The organism is Microtetraspora sp. NBRC 16547 (assembly GCF_030268965.1).
Classification (GTDB): Bacteria; Actinomycetota; Actinomycetes; order Streptosporangiales; family Streptosporangiaceae; genus Microtetraspora.
Genome location: NZ_BSSE01000038.1, coordinates 26,951 through 44,579 on the forward strand (window position 1 = coordinate 26,951; position 17,629 = coordinate 44,579).

The 17,629-nt window shown below is 70.5% G+C and carries 12 protein-coding genes and 1 pseudogene; 9 read left to right on the forward strand and 4 right to left on the reverse strand.

Translation table 11 applies throughout. The features are described 5' to 3' along the window. Positions 1–186 precede the first annotated feature (186 nt). Entirely contained in the window at positions 187–2,160 is a 1,974-nt protein-coding gene (locus QSK17_RS32540; RefSeq protein WP_285709787.1) for a VanW family protein, read from the forward strand. Here the strand turns inward: QSK17_RS32540 and QSK17_RS32545 are convergent. Next, positions 2,149–3,279 (reverse strand): PQQ-dependent sugar dehydrogenase, encoded by a 1,131-nt coding sequence (locus QSK17_RS32545; protein WP_285709790.1) that lies wholly within the window; start codon positions 3,277–3,279, stop codon positions 2,149–2,151. The two genes, QSK17_RS32540 and QSK17_RS32545, sit on opposite strands and share 12 nt — an antisense overlap. Positions 3,280–3,339: 60 nt before the next feature. Between QSK17_RS32545 and QSK17_RS32550 the strand changes: the two genes are divergently transcribed. Together QSK17_RS32550 and QSK17_RS32555 are read left to right on the forward strand one after the other, a co-directional pair. Then, positions 3,340–4,248: a 2-hydroxyacid dehydrogenase gene (locus QSK17_RS32550; protein ID WP_285709792.1), complete on the forward strand. Its 909-nt coding sequence runs from the start codon at positions 3,340–3,342 to the stop codon at positions 4,246–4,248. A gap of 181 nt (positions 4,249–4,429) precedes the next feature. Then, positions 4,430–7,063, forward strand: a complete 2,634-nt coding sequence (locus QSK17_RS32555; RefSeq protein WP_285709793.1) for a putative bifunctional diguanylate cyclase/phosphodiesterase — start codon at positions 4,430–4,432, stop codon at positions 7,061–7,063. 3 nt (positions 7,064–7,066) lie between these two features. Here QSK17_RS32555 and QSK17_RS32560 read toward each other — a convergent pair whose 3' ends face one another. After that, a complete protein-coding gene (locus QSK17_RS32560) occupies positions 7,067–7,297 on the reverse strand; it encodes a hypothetical protein (RefSeq protein WP_285709835.1) in 231 nt (76 codons plus the stop codon). 286 nt (positions 7,298–7,583) lie between these two features. Here QSK17_RS32560 and QSK17_RS32565 point away from each other — a divergent pair. The 3 genes and pseudogenes from QSK17_RS32565 to ilvC all read left to right on the forward strand — a co-directional run. After that, positions 7,584–9,350: pseudogene (locus QSK17_RS32565) on the forward strand (acetolactate synthase large subunit); the annotation flags it as partial. Next, a complete protein-coding gene (ilvN, locus tag QSK17_RS32570) occupies positions 9,350–9,874 on the forward strand; it encodes an acetolactate synthase small subunit (protein WP_285709796.1) in 525 nt (174 codons plus the stop codon). The pseudogene QSK17_RS32565 and the gene ilvN, both read left to right, overlap by 1 nt. A 35-nt stretch (positions 9,875–9,909) precedes the next feature. After that, positions 9,910–10,896 (forward strand): ketol-acid reductoisomerase, encoded by a 987-nt coding sequence (gene ilvC, locus QSK17_RS32575; protein ID WP_285709837.1) that lies wholly within the window; start codon positions 9,910–9,912, stop codon positions 10,894–10,896. Positions 10,897–11,068: 172 nt separating this feature from the next. On the opposite strand, the gene dacB is transcribed toward ilvC, so the two are convergent. Continuing rightward, positions 11,069–12,616 (reverse strand): D-alanyl-D-alanine carboxypeptidase/D-alanyl-D-alanine endopeptidase, encoded by a 1,548-nt coding sequence (gene dacB / locus QSK17_RS32580; protein WP_285709798.1) that lies wholly within the window; start codon positions 12,614–12,616, stop codon positions 11,069–11,071. A gap of 294 nt (positions 12,617–12,910) precedes the next feature. Next, positions 12,911–13,450, reverse strand: a complete 540-nt coding sequence (locus tag QSK17_RS32585; protein WP_285709800.1) for an FHA domain-containing protein — start codon at positions 13,448–13,450, stop codon at positions 12,911–12,913. Between the two features lie 267 nt (positions 13,451–13,717). On the opposite strand from QSK17_RS32585, the gene QSK17_RS32590 reads away from it, so the two are divergent. The 3 genes from QSK17_RS32590 to QSK17_RS32600 are packed head-to-tail and all read left to right on the forward strand — an operon-like array spanning position 13,718 to position 17,585. Next, complete coding sequence (locus QSK17_RS32590; protein WP_285709802.1) at positions 13,718–14,233, forward strand: PadR family transcriptional regulator; 516 nt, start codon at positions 13,718–13,720, stop codon at positions 14,231–14,233. Next, positions 14,230–14,967 (forward strand): ABC transporter ATP-binding protein, encoded by a 738-nt coding sequence (locus QSK17_RS32595; RefSeq protein WP_285709804.1) that lies wholly within the window; start codon positions 14,230–14,232, stop codon positions 14,965–14,967. Before QSK17_RS32590 ends, QSK17_RS32595 begins: the two co-directional genes overlap by 4 nt. Then, positions 14,964–17,585 carry an FtsX-like permease family protein gene (locus QSK17_RS32600; protein ID WP_285709806.1) on the forward strand — a complete coding sequence of 874 codons (2,622 nt, stop codon included), beginning with the start codon at positions 14,964–14,966 and terminating at the stop codon, positions 17,583–17,585. Before QSK17_RS32595 ends, QSK17_RS32600 begins: the two co-directional genes overlap by 4 nt. Positions 17,586–17,629 lie beyond the last annotated feature (44 nt).

Here is a 17,629-nt window from a genome sequence, read left to right on the forward strand (position 1 = left end):
CCCCGCCGCTCTCGTGCTCGAGACGCGGCGGGGTACGCGAGGGGCGCGTCGTCTCTAGGGCGCCCCGAGCCCGCCGTGCCGTAGGCGCGGCAAATAAGCACTGTGGCGGGAGTTTCGGCATATCCAGAAGCGGGTGCTTTAGGGTTAACTGAGCGGAGATGCCCCTGAGCCGGAGGAGACTTGGGCGTGCGGAACGCGGAAGCGTCCATCGACCCGCCGACGGATCCGTTCGCGGCGGGATCTCCGCCTGATTTACCCAGGAAGCATCCCGTACGGCCCGCTTCGGGGGCATTGCCTCCGGGAGTTTCCGCCGACATCCTCGGCGTCGGGTCCCCGGAGTCCACCCCCAAGGGGCAACCGCCGGGTGTGCTGCCGCCCGCCGCGCCTCCGGCGGTCGCGCCGTGGCCGGTGCCGGATCGGAAGGTCCGCCAGGAGCCGCCGCCGGTCCCCGTTCCCGTTCCCGTTCCCGTTCCCGAGCCCGAGCCGGAACCCCGCCGGCGCCTTCTCATGTTCGGCCTGCCGGCGGTTCTCGTGCTGCTCCTGCTGGCCTATCTGGTTCCCGCCGCGCTCATGGCGGGCCGGGTGCTACCCGGCACCACCGTGTTGGGCGTGGACATCGGGGGCCAGACCCAGGCGGAGGCCGTACGGATCCTGGAGAAGAGGCTGTCGAGCCTGGCGCGGTCTCCGGTGATCGTGAAGCGGGGCCTGGAACGTGCCTCGGTGAACCCGGAGCAGGCCGGGCTCTCCTTCGACGCGGAGGCGACGGTCCGGCAGGTGGCGGAGGGTTTCCCGGGTCCCATGGAGGTCTGGAACGCTCTGACGACCGGCCGCGAGGTCCCTCCGAAGATCACGGTTGACAAGGCGCGGCTGGACATGGCCGTGGCCAGGGACGTGGCGGTGGTCTTCGCGAGCCCCGCCCAGGAAGGCGACGTCCGCTTCCGCGGGCTGACACCGGTCCCGACATATCCGCATGCAGGGCGCATGATCGATCACGCCCAGGTCGCCGCCGACATCCAGCGGGCGTACCTCAGCCAGGACGCGATGGTCGAGGTCACCGTGCGGGCCGACGAGCCCCAGGTGACCAGGGCGGAGGTACGCCGCGCGCTCGCCTGGGCGCGGCGCGCCGTCGGCGCTCCGGTCACCGTGACGAGCGAGAAGGGCTCGGTAGGGATACCACCCGAGGTTCTGGCGGCGAACCTCTCGTTCACCGTGGACGCAAAGCGCGAGTTACGGCCCGTCTTCGACGCGGCCAAGGCGCTGACCGGCCTGGAGGACCAGCTCATCGACCCCCGCCGCCTGCCCCGCGACGCCACGTTCACGATCACCGACGGCAAGCCCGTCATGGTGCGCGCGAAGGCCGGCCAGGTGTTGGACACCGAGCGCCTGTCCGCGGACGTCGTCAAGGCGCTCACCTCGGGAAGTCGTACGGTGCGGGTCTTCCTTACGGACGGGCGGCCGGGCGTGACCGACGCCGAGGCGCAGCGGATGGGCATCACCGAGCGGGTCGGCCACTTCACCACCTCCTTCGCGTGCTGCCTGCCGCGGGTCACCAACATCAAGACCGTGGCTCGTGCGCTCGACGGCCACCTGGTCGCGCCGGGGGAGACGTTCTCGCTCAACCAGATCATCGGACGGCGGGAGCCGTCCGCGGGGTACACGGGTGGAGCGGTGGCCACGCGGATCGACGGGACGGCCGGGGTCGACGTCGCGGGGATCACACAGTTCGCGACCACGATGTTCAACGCCGCCATGCGCGCGGGGATGGAGGACGTGGCGCACACGCCGCACGACCACTACGTCTGGCAGTACCCGGCGGGCATGGACGCGGCGGTGTCCTATCCCGACCCTGACCTGCAGTGGAAGAACGACTCCCCGTACGGCGTGCTGGTGCGCACCTCCGCCACCGACACCTCGGTGTCCGTCGAGCTCTGGAGCACGCGGCGGTTCGAGGTCGAGTTCACCGATCCGGTGCGGAGCAAGCACGTCAACCCCCCGGTCCGTACGGAAAGCGGCCCGGGATGTGTGCGGAGCGCCGGGCAGGCGGGGTTCACCGTGGAGGTCACGCGGACGCTGCGGCAGGGGGACAAGGTGGCCGGCCGCCAGACGTTCACGACCACGTACGAGCCGCATACGACAGTCGTCTGCGCCTCAGCGGACTGAGACCACCAGAACGCGATCGTCGCCGGGGCGGGGGGAGCCGCGGCCGTCCCTGTTGCTGGTGGTCAACCACAGGGTCCCGTCGGGGGCCGTGGCGACCGCGCGGAGCCTGCCGTACTCCCTGGTGAAGCGGGCGACCGGCCGTTCGACGGCGCCGTCCTCGCGGAGGGGGATCTGCCAGAGCCGCTGCCCGCGCAGCGCGGCGGCCCACAGCGAGCCGCCCGCGTACGCGAGGCCGGACGGCGACGCCTCGCTGGGTATCCAGGTCAGCAGCGGGTCGGTGAACCGGTTTCCGCCGCCGGCGCCCTCGACCTCGGGCCATCCGTAGTTGTGGCCCTTCTCGATCAGGTTGATCTCGTCGTACTTGTCCTGGCCGAACTCGGTGGCGTACATGCGCCCCTTGGGGTCCCAGGCCATGCCCTGGACGTTGCGGTGGCCGTATGTCCACACGAGCGTCCCGAACGGGTTCCCGGGTGCGGGCCTGCCGTCGGCGGTCATCCGGAGGATCTTGCCGCCGAGGGAGTTCCTGTCCTGAGCGAGCCTCTCCTCCCCGGTCTCGCCTGTGGAGACGTACAGATAGCCGTCGGGGCCGAACTCCAGCCGCCCGCCGTTGTGGATGCTCCCCTTCGGGATGCCGGTCAGGATCGGGGTGGGGGCGGAGAGGCCGCCGTCGTAGCGGTACCGGACCACCCGGTTGTCGTCGTTCGCCGTGAAATAGACGAAGATGAAGTGATCTTTCGAGTAGGTGGGGGAGACCGCCACGCCGAGCAGGCCGCCCTCGCCCCGGGGGGACACCCCGTCGATCACGCCCACCCCGGAGCTCCGGCCCTGTGGCGTGATCCGGAGCAGTCGGGCCGAATCCCGCTCGGTGATCAACGCGTCCCCGCCGGGCAGGAACGCGATCGCCCACGGCACCGTGAGGCCCTCCACCAGCGTCCGCGGCGTGCCCGGCGGTCGTGGCGGCGCCGTGCCCGCCGGAGGCTCCGGGGCCGGCCCGCCTCTCGCCTGGGTGGCCGGAGCGCCGTCCGCCGCGGCGGCGGTTCCGCCTCCGGTGCCCGTCGCCGGAGCGCATCCCATCAACACGGCGACCACCAGCATCGCCAGTCCCGTACGACCCATCATCGCGACCTCCTTCGTATCCCTATTGGTGCCCGGATCGGCGGGTTCCTTTAGGTTGGTCCCGTGAAGATCTGGGTCGCATCGGAGGACATCGCCGACGGGCTGGCCGGCCTGCCGGGACTGGACATCGCGGTTTACGACGGCACGGGAGCGCCGCCCGCCGGGATCGACGAGGTGGAGGTCTGGGTGCCGCCGCTCGTGCCGGTGCCGGACGTCCCCGGCCTACTGGCCGGGATGGCCAAGCTTCGCCTGATCCAGACCGTGACCGCCGGCGTGGACCCGTACCTGCCGCATCTGCCCGGCCACGTGACCCTGTGCAACGCCCGGGGCGTCCACGACGCCGGAACCGCCGAGTGGGCCGTGGGAGCGATGATCGCGGTGCTGCGGGACTTCCCGGAGTTCGCCGCCGCCCAGGCGCGCAGCACGTGGGCGCGTCACTACACCGGGGTGCTGGCCGACGCGACCGTCCTCATCGTCGGGTACGGCTCGATCGGCGAGGCGCTGGAACGCCGCCTCTCCGGGTTCGAGGTGGAGATCGTCCGGGTCGCGCGGAGTGCGCGAGGCGACGTGCACGGCGAGGACGAGCTTCCCGACCTGTTGCCCCGCGCCGACGTCGTCGTGCTGCTGGTCCCGGCGACGGCCGACACGGCGGGCATGGTCGACGCCCGGTTCCTCGCTCGGATGAAGGACGGCGCGGTGCTGGTGAACGCCGCGCGCGGCTCGGTCGTCGACACCGACGCGCTGCTGGCCGAGCTGCAGAAGGAACGGCTGCGGGCCGCGCTCGACGTCACCTCGCCGGAGCCGCTCCCGGCGGACCACCCGCTGTGGACCGTCCCCGGCGTCTTCATCACCCCGCACGTGGCGGGTAGCACCCCGGCGTCCATACGGCGGACGCGGAAGCTGGTCCACGACCAGATCGCGCGGTACATCTCCGGCGAACCCCTTAAAAACATCATCACGGGGCTCTACTGACCCGCGAAGGATTCCGGAAAGTGGCTGCCCCGTGACCTGCGGTCCGTACGGTGAGGTCATCGCGCAGCTGGTTATCGGATCGGTGACGACTCGGCCGTTGTCTTCGCTCAGATCGACGGTCGCGCGCAAACTGGCGTCGTGAGAGGGAGAGTAAAGCCGAGTCGATGGCGGGAGGGACTGCGTGAATCGCAGGCGTGACCCCAGGGTCCCGCTCACCGCCGTGTCCGGTCTCGGCGCGGCGGCGATCGCGGCGGTCCTCATCGCCGGAAGTGCGTCCTCGATGGTGGTCGCGGTGGCGGGAGTCGTCACCGGTCTGCTCGCCGTGATCTCGCTGATGCTGGCCTCCTCGCGGGTCGCCCCGGGACAACGCCGGCGGGCCGCGGCCTGGCGCTGGCTGGAGGCCGGCTCCGTGACCTGGCTCGTCGGCATCGGGCTGAGACCGGTCGCCGACGGCACGCCCTTCGTGCTGACCTTCGCCGACCTGCTGCTTCTCGTCAGCTCGTTACTCCTGATGATCGGCTGCGCCTTCACGGCGAAGCCCCCTCCGTACAGCAGAGGCGTGGTCAGGCAGGCCACGGACGCCTTCCTGGTCGCGGCGTCGATCTTCACCGTGGCCTGGGTGTGGTCCCTCGGCCCGATGTTCCGCGGAGTGGACGACGCCACCACGATCTTCTCCACGCTGGCGCTGCCCGTCGTCTGCCTGCTGACTGCCTGCGTGGTGGCCCCCGCCGTCATCGGGTCCAGGTCCGTCGACCGTTCGGTCGGCCTGGCCGGCGTCGGCGTGCTCGGCGCGATCACGGTCGCGGAGTTCGCGACGGCCGTCGCCAGACTGGACGGCGACACACCGCCGCTGGCCGTGAGCCTGGTGGCCCCCGCAGCGTTCGTGGTCCTCGCCGGCATTCCGTGGGTGAAGGCCCGGCGCCGACGGCGGCCGCTGCCCGTCGCCCTGGCGGCCGCGATCCCGCTCCTCCTCGTCGCCGCCGCCACGGTGGCCGTGGCGTTCCACTCGTTCACCGCGGGCCGGGACCCGGTCCTTCCGGGCCTGGGCGCCGCGATCGTCCTGGTGCTCATCGGCAGGCTGCTCCTGCTCCTGATCGAGACGGCGGGGATGCGCCGCCTGGTGGACGTCGGAGAGCGGCAGCTGCGCCGGCTCGCCGAGAACACCGGCGACGTCGTGCTGCTGTGCGACCACGACGGCGTGATACGCGAGATCGGCTCCAGCGTCCAGGCGACGTACGGCTACCGCGCCGCCGACCTCGTCGCGCGCCCGCTGATCGACTACATCCACCCCGAGGACGTGCCAGGGGTCCAGGCCCTGCTCCGGAGGCTCGACAACGACGGCGAGATCCTGGAACGCCACGAGAGCTGCCGGATCGCCTGCCGGGTCCGCGCGTCGGACGGCACCTGGCGGCCTACCGAGTCGGTCGCCACCCGGCACGTCCACAAAGAGGATCTCGTCCTCGTCACGGTCCGCGACGTCAGCGACCAGGTGGCCCTGCGCAACCAGGTGACCCACCTCACCTTCCACGACGGGATCACCGGGCTGCCCAACCGTGCGTACTTCGAGGAGCGCGCCCGCGAGGTCCTCGCCCGGCCAGGTGGCGGCCGCGCCGCCGTGATCTTCCTGGACCTCGACGGGTTCACCGGGGTCAACGACTCCGTCGGCCACGCCAGCGGCGACTACCTCCTCGGCCAGGCGGCCCGCCGGCTGCGCGCCGCCGTTCGCGCCGACGACACGCTGGCCCGGTGGGGTGGGGATGAGTTCGCTGTGCTGGTCGAGGGCGGTGCCTCCAGCAGCACGGATGCCCAGACCGCGATCGACCTGGCCGAGCGGCTCGCCCGCACGGTTTCCTCCGAGCCCTTCCGCGTCGCGGACCGGGACATGCCGCTGACCGCCAGCGTGGGCGTGGCCTTCGCCGAGGACGGCATGCCCGCCGGAGACCTCCTGCGGAACGCCGACGTCGCGATGTCCCGGGCCAAGGAGCTGGGCGGCCGGCGGGTCGAGGTGTTCGCCGCGCACATGCACGCCGACGTCGTACGCCGCCTCGAGCTCGCGGCGGACCTGCAGCGCGCCCTCCAGGAGAAGCAGTTCGCGGTCGAGTACCAGCCCGTCGTCGACCTCGCCACCTCGCGGGTCACCGCCGTCGAGGCGCTCGTCCGCTGGTGGCGCGGCGGCACGTTCGTGCCGCCCGAGCAGTTCCTCGGCCCCGCCGAGGACACCGGGCTGATCGTGCCGCTCAGCGAGTGGATCCTCAAAGAGGCCTGCCGCGAGGTGGCCGGCTGGCGCGAGTCCTCCTGGGACATCGGCCTCTCCCTCAACCTGTCGGCGCGGCAGATCACCGCTCCCCGGTTCGTGGAGACGGTCTCGGAGGCGCTGACCGAGAGCGGGCTGCCCGCCAGCGCGCTCACGCTCGAGGTCATCGAGGAGATGCTCGTCGAGGACGCCGAGGACACAGTGGCGAAGCTGTCGGAGCTCCGTGCCCTCGGAGTGCGGCTCGCGATCGACGACTTCGGCACCGGGTACGCCTCGCTGGCATTTCTCCGCCAGTTGCCGGTGGACATGATCAAGATCGATCCGTCGTTCGTCTCAGGGCTCGGCCGTGACGAGACTCTCACCCTGCTCACCCGCACGATCGTGCGCCTCGGCCACGACCTCGGCCTGATCGTCGTCGCCGAGGGCATCGAACGCCCCGAGCAGCTCGAACTTCTGCGGGAGATGGGCTGCACGCGAGGCCAGGGCTACCTCGTCGCCCGCCCCATGGCCGCACGCGGAGTCGACCACCTCATGCGTACGACCCTCCAGAACACCGCATAGTCCTCAACGCAGGATCTCGCCGAGAGTGGCGTGGGCCGCCTCCGCCGGCAACCCGGCAGCAGCGCCCGCTCCGATGACGCCGAGAACGGCCCCACCCTCAGGATCGGCGGCGGCCAGGACGTGGGTGCCCAACGCCGCGGCCAGGCCGGTCCGCCAAGCGGTGATGGTCGCCGAGTCGAGCAGCGCGAGCAACTCGCCGTCCCGGCCACTGTGCAGGCAGATGACCCCGCGCAGAGCAGGAAGGTCGACGGGGTCGGGGCGCGCTGGAGGCGGCCCTCGCGGCGCTCATGGCACCGGTCCTGTTCGTGGTACTGAGCGGGAAAGTTGATCTCATATAGTGAGACCGGTGTCCGAGATAATTTGACGAGGGGCGCGTGGATCGGACATCGTGTAGCCATGCATCGCAGTGGGATCCTCGTAGTACTTCGCAGGCGCGCGGCCTGACGAAGCACTCGGTCCTGCGCGCGCCCCAGATCCGCATTCGCGGTCGGGGCATTTTTTATGCCAGCAGACAGACAGCTCAGCCACAAGGAACGAGCCGATGACCGAAGAGATGACAGGTGCCCAGGCCCTCGTGAGGGCGCTGGAGCACGTCGGGGTCGACACGGTGTTCGGGATCCCGGGCGGCGCCATCCTCCCGGCCTACGATCCCCTCTACGACTCGACCAAGGTCCGGCACGTGCTTGTACGCCACGAGCAGGGTGCCGGCCACGCGGCCGAAGGATACGCGCAGGCCACCGGCAAGGTGGGGGTCTGCATGGCGACCAGCGGACCGGGTGCGACCAACCTGGTCACCGCCATCGCGGACGCGTACATGGACTCGGTGCCGATGGTCGCCATCACCGGCCAGGTGGCGACGCCCATGATCGGCACGGACGCCTTCCAGGAGGCGGACATCTCCGGCATCACGATGCCGATCACCAAGCACAACTTCCTGGTCACCGAGGTCGAGGACATCCCCAGGACGATCGCCGAGGCGTTCCACATCGCCTCGACCGGCCGTCCCGGCCCTGTCCTGGTCGACATCGCCAAGGACGCGCTGCAGAACACGACCACCTTCTCGTGGCCGCCGGTCATGCAGCTCCCCGGCTACCGCCCGGTCACCCGTCCGCACTCGAAGCAGATCCGCGAGGCGGCGCGGCTGATCGTGGAGTCCAGGCGGCCCGTCCTCTACGTCGGCGGCGGCGTCCACAAGGCGGGCGCGGCCCCCGAGCTGCTGCGGCTGGCCGAGCTGACCGGCATCCCGGTGGTCACGACGTTGATGGCGCGCGGCACCTTCCCCGACAGCCACCGCCAGCACATGGGCATGCCGGGCATGCACGGCAGCGTCTCGGCCGTCGGAGCGCTCCAGCGCAGCGACCTGCTCATTGCGCTGGGCACCCGCTTCGACGACCGGGTGACCGGCGACCTGTCCAGCTTCGCGCCGAACGCCAAGGTCGTCCACGCCGACATCGACCCGGCGGAGATCTCCAAGAACCGGCACGCGGATGTCCCGATCGTGGGCGACTGCCGCGAGGTCATCACCGACCTGATCGCGGCCATCGAGCACGAGCACGCCGAGGGTCGCAAGGGTGACTACGACGAGTGGTGGACCCTGCTCGACGGCTACCGGCGGACCTACCCCCTGGGTTACGAGGAGTTCGCCGACGGCTCGCTGGCCCCGCAGTACGTCATGGAGCGGTTGAGCGCCATCGTCGGTCCCGACGCGTACTACACGGCGGGAGTCGGCCAGCACCAGATGTGGGCGGCGCAGTTCATCGGCTACGAGAACCCGGGGACGTTCATCAACTCGGGCGGCGCGGGCACGATGGGATTCGCGGTGCCCGCCGCGATGGGCGCCAAGATGGGCCGTCCCGAGTCCACGGTGTGGGCGATCGACGGCGACGGCTGCTTCCAGATGACGAACCAGGAGCTGGCCACCTGCGCCATCGAGGGTGTGCCGATCAAGGTGGCCGTCATCAACAACGGTAATCTCGGCATGGTTCGCCAATGGCAGACCCTGTTCTACAACCAGCGGTACTCCAACACCGACCTGCAGACCGTCCGGCGGATCCCGGACTTCGTCAAGCTGGCCGAGGCGTACGGTTGTGTGGGTCTGCGCTGCGAGCGGCCGGAGGACGTCGACGCCACGATCCGCAAGGCCATGGAGATCAACGATGTTCCCGTCGTGGTCGACTTCGTCGTCCACCAGGACGCGATGGTCTGGCCGATGGTCGCCGCGGGCACCAGCAACGACGACATCAAGTACGCCCGAGACATGGCGCCGAAGTGGGAGATCGAGGACTGATGAGCACGCACACGCTGTCGGTGCTGGTCGAGAACAAGCCCGGTGTGCTGGCCAGAGTCGCCAGCCTGTTCTCCCGGCGAGGCTTCAACATCGACTCGCTGGCCGTCGGGCCGACAGAGCACGACGACATCTCCCGGATGACCATCGTGGTCAGCGTGGAAGAACTCCCGCTGGAGCAGGTCACCAAACAGCTCAACAAGCTGGTGAACGTCCTCAAGATCGTGGAGCTGGACACCGCACAGTCGGTGCAGCGCGAGCTGATGCTGATCAAGGTGAGGACCGACGCGGACAGCCGGTCGCATGTCCTCGAACTGGTCAATCTGTTCCGCGCGCGGTGCGTCGACGTGGCGCCGGACGCGGTGACCATCGAGGTCACCGGCACGATGGACAAGTTGGAGGCCTTCGTGCGGGTTCTGGAGCCGTACGGCATCAAGGAACTCGTGCAGTCCGGCATGGTGGCCATCGGCCGCGGTGCCCGCTCCATCACCGATCGCTCGCTCCGTGCGCTGGACCGCACCGCGTAGCCGAAAAATCACTGAAAGGCAAGCAAGTGACTGAGATCTTCTACGACGACGATGCCGACCTGTCGATCATCCAGGGGCGGCACGTGGCCGTGCTGGGTTACGGCAGCCAGGGTCACGCGCACGCGCTGAGCCTGCGCGACTCCGGTGTGGACGTGCGCGTCGGCCTGCTCGAGGGCTCCAAGAGCCGGGAGAAGGCCGAGGCCGACGGGCTGCGCGTGCTCACGCCGTCGGAGGCCGTGGAAGAGGCCGACCTCACCATGATCCTGGCGCCGGACCACGTCCAGCGTGACCTTTACGCCCAGCACGTGCAGCCGAACCTGGTCGCGGGCGACGCCCTGTTCTTCGGCCACGGCTTCAACATCCGCTACGGCCTGATCGAGGCGCCCGAGGGCGTCGACGTCGCCATGGTCGCCCCGAAGGGCCCGGGCCACCTGGTCCGCCGTCAGTTCTCGGCCGGGCGCGGCGTGCCGTGTCTGGTCGCCGTCGAGAAGGACGCGACCGGCAACGCCTGGCCGCTCGTCCTGTCGTACGCCAAGGGCATCGGCGGCACCCGGGCCGGCGCGCTGAAGACGACCTTCACCGAGGAGACCGAGACCGACCTGTTCGGTGAGCAGGCCGTCCTCTGCGGTGGCGTCTCCGAGCTGATCAAGGCGGGCTTCGAGACGCTGATCGAGGCGGGCTACCAGCCCGAGGTCGCGTACTTCGAGTGCCTGCACGAGATGAAGCTGATCGTCGACCTGATGTACGAGGGCGGCATCTCGAAGATGTACTGGTCGGTCTCCGACAACGCGGAGTACGGCGGCTACACCCGCGGCCCGCGCGTGGTCAACCAGGAGACCAAGCAGGAGATGCGCCGCATCCTGGACGAGATCCAGAACGGCCAGTACGCCCGCGAGCTTGTCGAGGAGTTCGACTCCGGCCAGGCCGACTTCAACAAGTACCGCGAGGAGCTCGCCGGCCACCCGATCGAGCAGACCGGTGCCAAGCTCCGTCCGATGATGAGCTGGCTCAAGTCCCAGTAGTCCTCAGCACACGAATCGGCGCCGCCCCCGTCACCGGGGACGGCGCCGATTCGCGTTCTCACACGGTCCGGCGGGCCGTGCCGCATCTCGCGCGGATCAGCGTGTCCTTCACGCGCTGGTCAGCGCGTCGCCTCTCGTGCGGATCAGCGAGGCGGTCCGCATTTCGAGAGGCTCAGCACTCCGCCGGCTTGCGCCAGGAGCATTCGAGGTCGTCGCCCTGTGGTGTCTCCGCACTGGGGGTTTCGGCACTGGGGGTTTCGGTACGGAGGGTTTCGGCGTCGGGCGTCCCGGCCCCGGCGTCCGCCGCGACGTCCGCCGGGGCGGAGCGGGTGAACTGGGCGAGCCTGACCGCGATCCGGTCCTCCAGATCCCGGGGAGCCCCGGAGAGGTAGCCATTGGTCAGGATCGAGAAGACCAGCGGTTCGCCCTCGGCGCTCGTCACATAGCCCGACAGCGCGGTGACGCCGGTCAGCGAGCCGGTCTTGGCGTGCACGTTCCCGGCGGCCGGAGTGCCGCGCATGCGGCTGCGCAGGGTCCCGCCGACCATCCGGTCCGCCTGCCCCGCGACCGGCAACGCGTCGTACCAGGCCGGGAACCACGGCTTGCCCTTCGCGGCGACGAGCAGTGACGCGATGCCCGACGGTGTGAGCCCGTCCATCCTGGACAGGCCCGAGCCGTCCCGGAGGCTCAGCGTCTGCACGCCGTTGGCCTTGGCGAAGGACTTGGTCACGGCGAGCCCGGAGGACCAGCTGCCCTCGCCGGAGACCTTCCGGCCCATCGCCTTGGTGAGGATCTCGGCGTGCATGTTGTTGCTCAGCTTCATGAAGGGGGTCAGCAGCTGGCTGAGCGGCATGGACTCGCGGGTGGCCACCGTTTTCGCCTCGGACGGGGTGGCGCCGTGGGCGGTCGGGCCGATGACGCGCACGCCGTGGGCGGCCAGCCCCTTCCGGAAGAGCGAGGCCGCGTAGAGCGTCGGGTCCCACACCGTCACCCATTCGTTGTACGGGTCGGCCACGGTCCCGGTGATCACGACGGTGTTGCCACCGTGCTCCCGCTCCACCAGCACGTCGGTGTCGTCCCCGGTCACCGCCTTGTTGACGATCTTCAGGTAGTCCGTGTCGGGGGTCGTCGTGACCTTGGCCGGTTTGCCGGGGCCGTCGCCGGGAGCGACCGAGACTTTGACCGTTCCCGCGTCGTAGTCCGTGTCGGGTGACGCCGTCAGCGCCGAGATCTGGGCCGCGTAGTAGTACGGCTCGTCGTCCCACGCCCAGTCCGTGCCGAGCCGTACGTCGTCGAACCAGGTGTCGTCGGCGATCAGCCGCCCGGTGACCACCTTGACTCCGGACGCGGCCACCTTGGCGGCGAGCGCGTCGTAGTCGGCGGTGAGCATGGTCGGGTCGCCGGTACCCCTGAGGTAGAGGTCCTTGCCCTTGGAGAGGACATCGGTCGTGAACCGGTAGTCCGCGCCCAGCGTCTCCATCGCGGCGGCTGAGGTGAGCAGCTTGGTGTTGGAGGCGGGGGCGAACAGCTTGCCCCCGTCGAGTGTGTACAGCTCCTCCCCGGTGTCGGCATTCCGCACGACCACGCCCGCGCGCGCCATCGTGAGCCGGGAGTCGCTGAGGATCTGGTCGATGTCGTGGATCAGGTCGGTGACGCCGGGGGCGGGGTCGAGTGCGTGGGCGGGGATTCCCGAGCCCGCGACCCCGCTGATCAGGACCATGGAGGCCAGCATGATCGAGGTTCGTCGTGATAAGCGCACAGTCGCTCCAGCATGAGTGGGCTTTCCGCGATCATGGGGAACCGGAGCGGCAGCATCAATACGGAAATGTGCGTATATGTGGTGGCGTGCTGGGGGAAGCGCGTCAGGTGGGGCCCTGAGGCCATGGGCAGGACGTACGGCGGGGGTCCCGGGCAGGACGTCAGACAGGACGTCGGGCGGGGATCCAGGGCAGGACGTCAGCGCCTGAGGCAGGACGTCGGGTGGGGATCCAGGGCAGGACGCCAGACGGGGACGTCAGACGGGGCTGGACACCAGGAACGTGCAGTCACCGAAGGCGATCTCGTCTCCGGGACGCACCCGCGCGGGTCCGACCAGCCGCCAGCCGTTCAGCCGGGTGCCGTTGAGCGAGCCCAGATCGACCAGGAGCCACGAGTCGTCCTCGCGGCGTAGCTCGGCGTGCACGCGGGAGACCGTCACGTCCGACAGCACCAGGTCGCAGGCGGAGCCACGGCCGACGACGTACCGGATCCGGCTGTCGGCCGGGAGGGCCAGGCGGGGCAGCCGGGGGCGGCGCCAGGCGGCCTCGATCTTGGTGGTGAGGTCCGACACCGAGGAGACGGCCTCGGTGATGCGCCGGCGCCAGCGGCCGCGCTGGGGCAGGTCGGAGATGAGTTCGTCGAGCTCGCCCCTGCTGCGCGCGCGCAGCGCCATGTCAACGCGCCCGACGAAGGTCTCCATGGAGAGCCGCCCCTCGGCGGCGCGGTCGCGGAGCTCGCTGAGCGCGCGCTCGCGGTCCCCGTCGGATGCGCGAACCGGAGGGTGCGACGAGCTCATGTCAGGAGTATCCGATGGGGAAACATAGGGTGTCCAGCCGACCGGCACATTCCTCGCCGTTTGGGATTACTCGTACCTGTCAGCCACTGACGAAGTCCTGGGTCCAGTACGGCCCGCCCGCCGCCGCGTGGCCGGCGCCGATGTGCGCGTAGGCGCAGTTCAGCCTGTTCTGCAGGTGTCCCGGGCTCTCCACTGTGGATCGATCCCGATTTGCCGGGAAAAATCGCGAGTTGCCGAGAGCATACTGAGTATGCATACTCAGTATTCATGACGATCCGGCACGGCCTGCTGGCGCTGCTCACCCAGGGGCCTCGGTACGGGTACCAGCTACGCGCGGAGTTCGAGGCGTCCACAGGGGCGACCTGGCCGCTCAACATCGGCCAGGTCTACACGACGCTCTCGCGCATGGAGCGGGACGGGCTGGTCGCCCCCGGTGAGCAGGACGATCAGGGCCGCGTGGTCTACGCCATCACCGAGAAGGGCCGGGCCGAGCTCGACCGATGGTTCGCCACACCGGTCGCCCAGGCCGACCGGCCGCGTGACGAGCTGGTCATCAAGCTCGCCATGGCCATCACCGCTCCGGGGGTCGACGTCGCGCGGGTCGTGCAGGCCCAGCGTTCCGCGACCATGCGGACCCTGCAGGAGCTCACGCGGGCCAAGCGCGGTGCGGCCATCGCCCAGCGGCTCGTCCTCGACTCCATGATCTTCCAGGCCGAGGCCGAGCAACGCTGGCTCGCGCACTGCGAGGCCGTCCTCGCCGCGTCCCCCAAGGAGGGCACATGACACCACACGATCCAGATTCGGATACGGCCGCCGCCGTCGTCGTGGCGCGGCTCATCGAGGTGAGCCGCGTGCACGGCGAGGGCGCCGGAGCCGTGCACGCGCTGAAGGGGGTGAGCCTCGACGTCGCGGCGGGAGAGCTGGTCGCGGTGATGGGACCGTCCGGATCGGGCAAGTCCACCCTCCTCAACCTCGCCGGCGGCCTCGACCGCCCGACGTCGGGAACCGTCCAGGTCGAAGGCGTCGAACTCGGAGAGCTGTCCGCCGCCGGCCTGGCCGCGCTGCGCAGGCGGAGCGTCGGATACGTGTTCCAGGACCTCAACCTCATCCCGTCGCTGACCGCCGTGGAGAATGTCATGCTTCCCCGCGAGCTGGACGGGGTCCGTACGGCGAGGGCGCGCAAGGAGGCCCTGGCCGTACTGGAGGAGGTCGGCGCGGGCGACCTGGCGGACCGGTTCCCGGAGGAGATGTCCGGCGGCCAGCGGCAGCGGGTGGCGATCGCCCGGGCGCTCGTGGGGGAGCGGCGGCTGCTCCTCGCCGATGAGCCGACCGGCGCGGTCGACACTCTCATCGGTGACGAGATCCTGAAGCTTCTCCGGGGACGGGCGGACGCCGGAGCCGCCGTCCTGGTCGTCACCCACGAGCCCAGGTACGCCGCCTGGGCCGACCGGGTGGTGTTCCTGAAAGACGGGGAGATCGTCGACTCCGCCGAGACCGGGTTGGTGAGCGCCAGATGAGCTCGCTTCGCGCCGCGTTGCGGATCGCCCGCCGCGACGCCTGGCGGGCGAAGGGCCGCAGCCTCCTCATCATGATCATGATCGGGTTGCCGGTGCTCGCCGTCACTGTCGCGAGCACGTACTGGGCGACCAGTGAGCTGGATCCGCGCGAGCGGCTCGCCTGGGACATGGGCTCAGCCGCCGCGTTGGTGACCGACACGGGCCTGGCCGACTCCATCAGGCAGAGCGCCACGCAGCCCGTCTGGTTCGTGCCCGACAAGGCCGAGCCAAATGACCGGCCTCCGATGACGAAGGCCGAGATCGAGGCCGTGCTCGGCCCGGGCGCCCGCGTGATCCCGTTGTCGCAGGGATACGTGGACTATCAGGATCGCGACGGCTACTTGGGGGCGCTGGTTCTCGAGGTGGACGCGCGCGATCCCATGACGCGGGGCATGTTCCACCTGCTCAGCGGCCGGTTCCCACAGGAGCCCGGTGAGGTCGCGGTGAGCGACAGCGTCGGCGTGCCGGTGGGAAGCACGCTGCGCGTCACCAGGGCCGGCGTCGCGAAGCAGGTGGTCGGCGTCGTGGCGGCCTTCCCCTCCGCCGCCGGCTATGAGCGCCGCCAGATCATCGCCCTGCCAGGGACGTTGCTGGGCAGCATGGACGATCCCGGCCGCCAGAGCCGCTGGCTCGTCGACTCCCCGGGGCCCGTGACGTGGGACCAGGTGCGCCAGGCGAACCTGAAAGGGCTCACCGTGCTGTCGAGGGCCGTACTCGACGATCCGCCGCCGACCGGAGCCCGGCCGGACGACGCGCTGGAGGGGGCCGGCCCCGACTTGCAGAACGCCCAGGCGGCGGCACTGCTCACCGCGATCCTTGTGATCGAGGTCGTCCTGCTCGCCGGGCCGGCCTTCGCGGTCGGGCTGCGGCGTCGGCGCCGGGAACTGGCGCTGATCGCCGCCCAGGGCGGGTCGGCCCGCCAGCTGAAGCTGATCGTGATCTTCGACGGCCTGGTCCTGGGAGCAGGCGCCTCCGTGCTCGGAGCGGTTCTGGGCGTGGGCGTGGCCCGCGTCGTCGTCTCCGTTCTCGGCCAGTGGCCCGGCGGCGACTTGGGGCCGTTCGATGTGCCCGTCGGTCAGGTCGCCCTCGTCGTCGTGCTGGGCACGCTGAGCGGGCTGGCCGCCGCAGTCGTGCCGGCCGTACAGGCGGCCCGCTGGGACGTGGCCGCGACCCTGGCCGGACGGCACGACAGGCGTCGTGACCGCGCCGGGCGGCCCCTGCTGGGAACGCTCCTCGTCATGGTGGGCCTCGCGGCCCTCACGTACGGCACCTGGAAGGGGTACAACGCCGTCCTCGCAGGGGCGCTGCTCGGCCAGCTCGGCCTCATCATGGTCACGCCATGGCTGATCAGCCGCATCGGTCCCGTGGCCGGGCGCCTCCCACTGCCGCTCCGGCTGGCCGTCCGCGACGGTGTCCGCAACCGCGGCCGTACGGCACCCGCCGTCGTGGCGGTCATGGCGGCGACCGCCGCGTTCAGCACGGTCTCGGTCGCGATGGCCAGCGAGGTCGCCCTCTGGGTGCAAATCTCTGGCCGTGCGCACGTGCCGGTTACGACCGCCGTCTATGGAGACGACGTGACCGAGGAGTCGTGGCGCGCGATCCGACCCGTCGTGGAGAAGACCCTGCCGGGCGTGCCGCTGGTTGAGGCCCTCGTGCCCGTGGACGTCAAGAGGGGTCCGCTGTCCATCCAATTGCCGGACCGGGGATGCGACGAATGTCGCGTGCTGGGAAGCCCGCTGGGCGAACTCCCCCTGGGCGGTTCCGATCTGCTGCGCTATGTGCTGGGCCGCACGGACCCGGGTGCTGAGGCGGCGCTGGCCGCGGGTCGGGCCGTCGTGTTCAACCCCGCGGCCGTCAGGAACGACGAGGTGCGGCTCACCCTGATCACCGCGAACCCACTCACGGACGAGGAGCCGGTTCCGGTGTCCTTGCCCGCGACGCTCGTGCGGGTGGACGGCCCCACGGTGGTAGCCGGGGTGGCTCCAGCGTCCGCCTTCACCTCGCGCGGGTACGGGGTGAAGCTCACGCACCTCCTCGTCGACCCACGGGTCAAGCGGCTGACGCCGACCGACGAGCAGCGGCTGCACGACTCCGTCCTGCCGGTGACGTCGAAGGTGAAGATCATGGAGAGTCGGGATCCGGGAACGCCACCTGCCCTGCTGGTGTACGCGATCGCGACGGGCGTGATCGTGCTCGGCGCGACCTTCACCGCGACGGCTCTCGCGGCGGCGGACTCGCGAAGGGATCTGGACACGCTATCCGCCACGGGCGCGCGGCCGCGGACCCGCCGGGCGGTGGTCGCCGGGCAGGCCGCGTTCATCGCCGGTCTCGGTGTCCCGGCCGGCCTGGTCGCCGGGCTGGCGCCCGGGGCGGCCCTCGCCACGCGGACCGCGATCCAGCTCGGAGGACTGCCTCCTGACATGGCACTCAACGGCTACCGGCTGCCGCCCCTGGAGATCGGGGTCACCGTGCCGTGGCTGACTTTCGCCGTCGTGGCCGTGGGGCTGCCGCTGGTGGCCGCTCTCGTGGCCGGCGCGTTCGCCCGCACCCGCGTGCGGCTCTCCCGCCGGGTGGCATGAGCCTGGGATGACGCCGCCCTTCGGCGGATACGGGGGACGCCGCG

Excerpts from the sequence above, each read along its gene's own strand:
- QSK17_RS32545 (WP_285709790.1), bottom strand. The coding sequence starts at position 3,279 with ATGATGGGTCGTACGGGACTGGCGATGCTGGTGGTCGCCGTGTTGATG.
- ilvN (WP_285709796.1), top strand. The coding sequence starts at position 9,350 with ATGAGCACGCACACGCTGTCGGTGCTGGTCGAGAACAAGCCCGGTGTG.
- dacB (WP_285709798.1), bottom strand. The coding sequence starts at position 12,616 with ATGGTCCTGATCAGCGGGGTCGCGGGCTCGGGAATCCCCGCCCACGCA.
- QSK17_RS32585 (WP_285709800.1), bottom strand. The coding sequence starts at position 13,450 with ATGAGCTCGTCGCACCCTCCGGTTCGCGCATCCGACGGGGACCGCGAG.
- QSK17_RS32590 (WP_285709802.1), top strand. The coding sequence starts at position 13,718 with ATGACGATCCGGCACGGCCTGCTGGCGCTGCTCACCCAGGGGCCTCGG.
- QSK17_RS32595 (WP_285709804.1), top strand. The coding sequence starts at position 14,230 with ATGACACCACACGATCCAGATTCGGATACGGCCGCCGCCGTCGTCGTG.
- QSK17_RS32600 (WP_285709806.1), top strand. The coding sequence starts at position 14,964 with ATGAGCTCGCTTCGCGCCGCGTTGCGGATCGCCCGCCGCGACGCCTGG.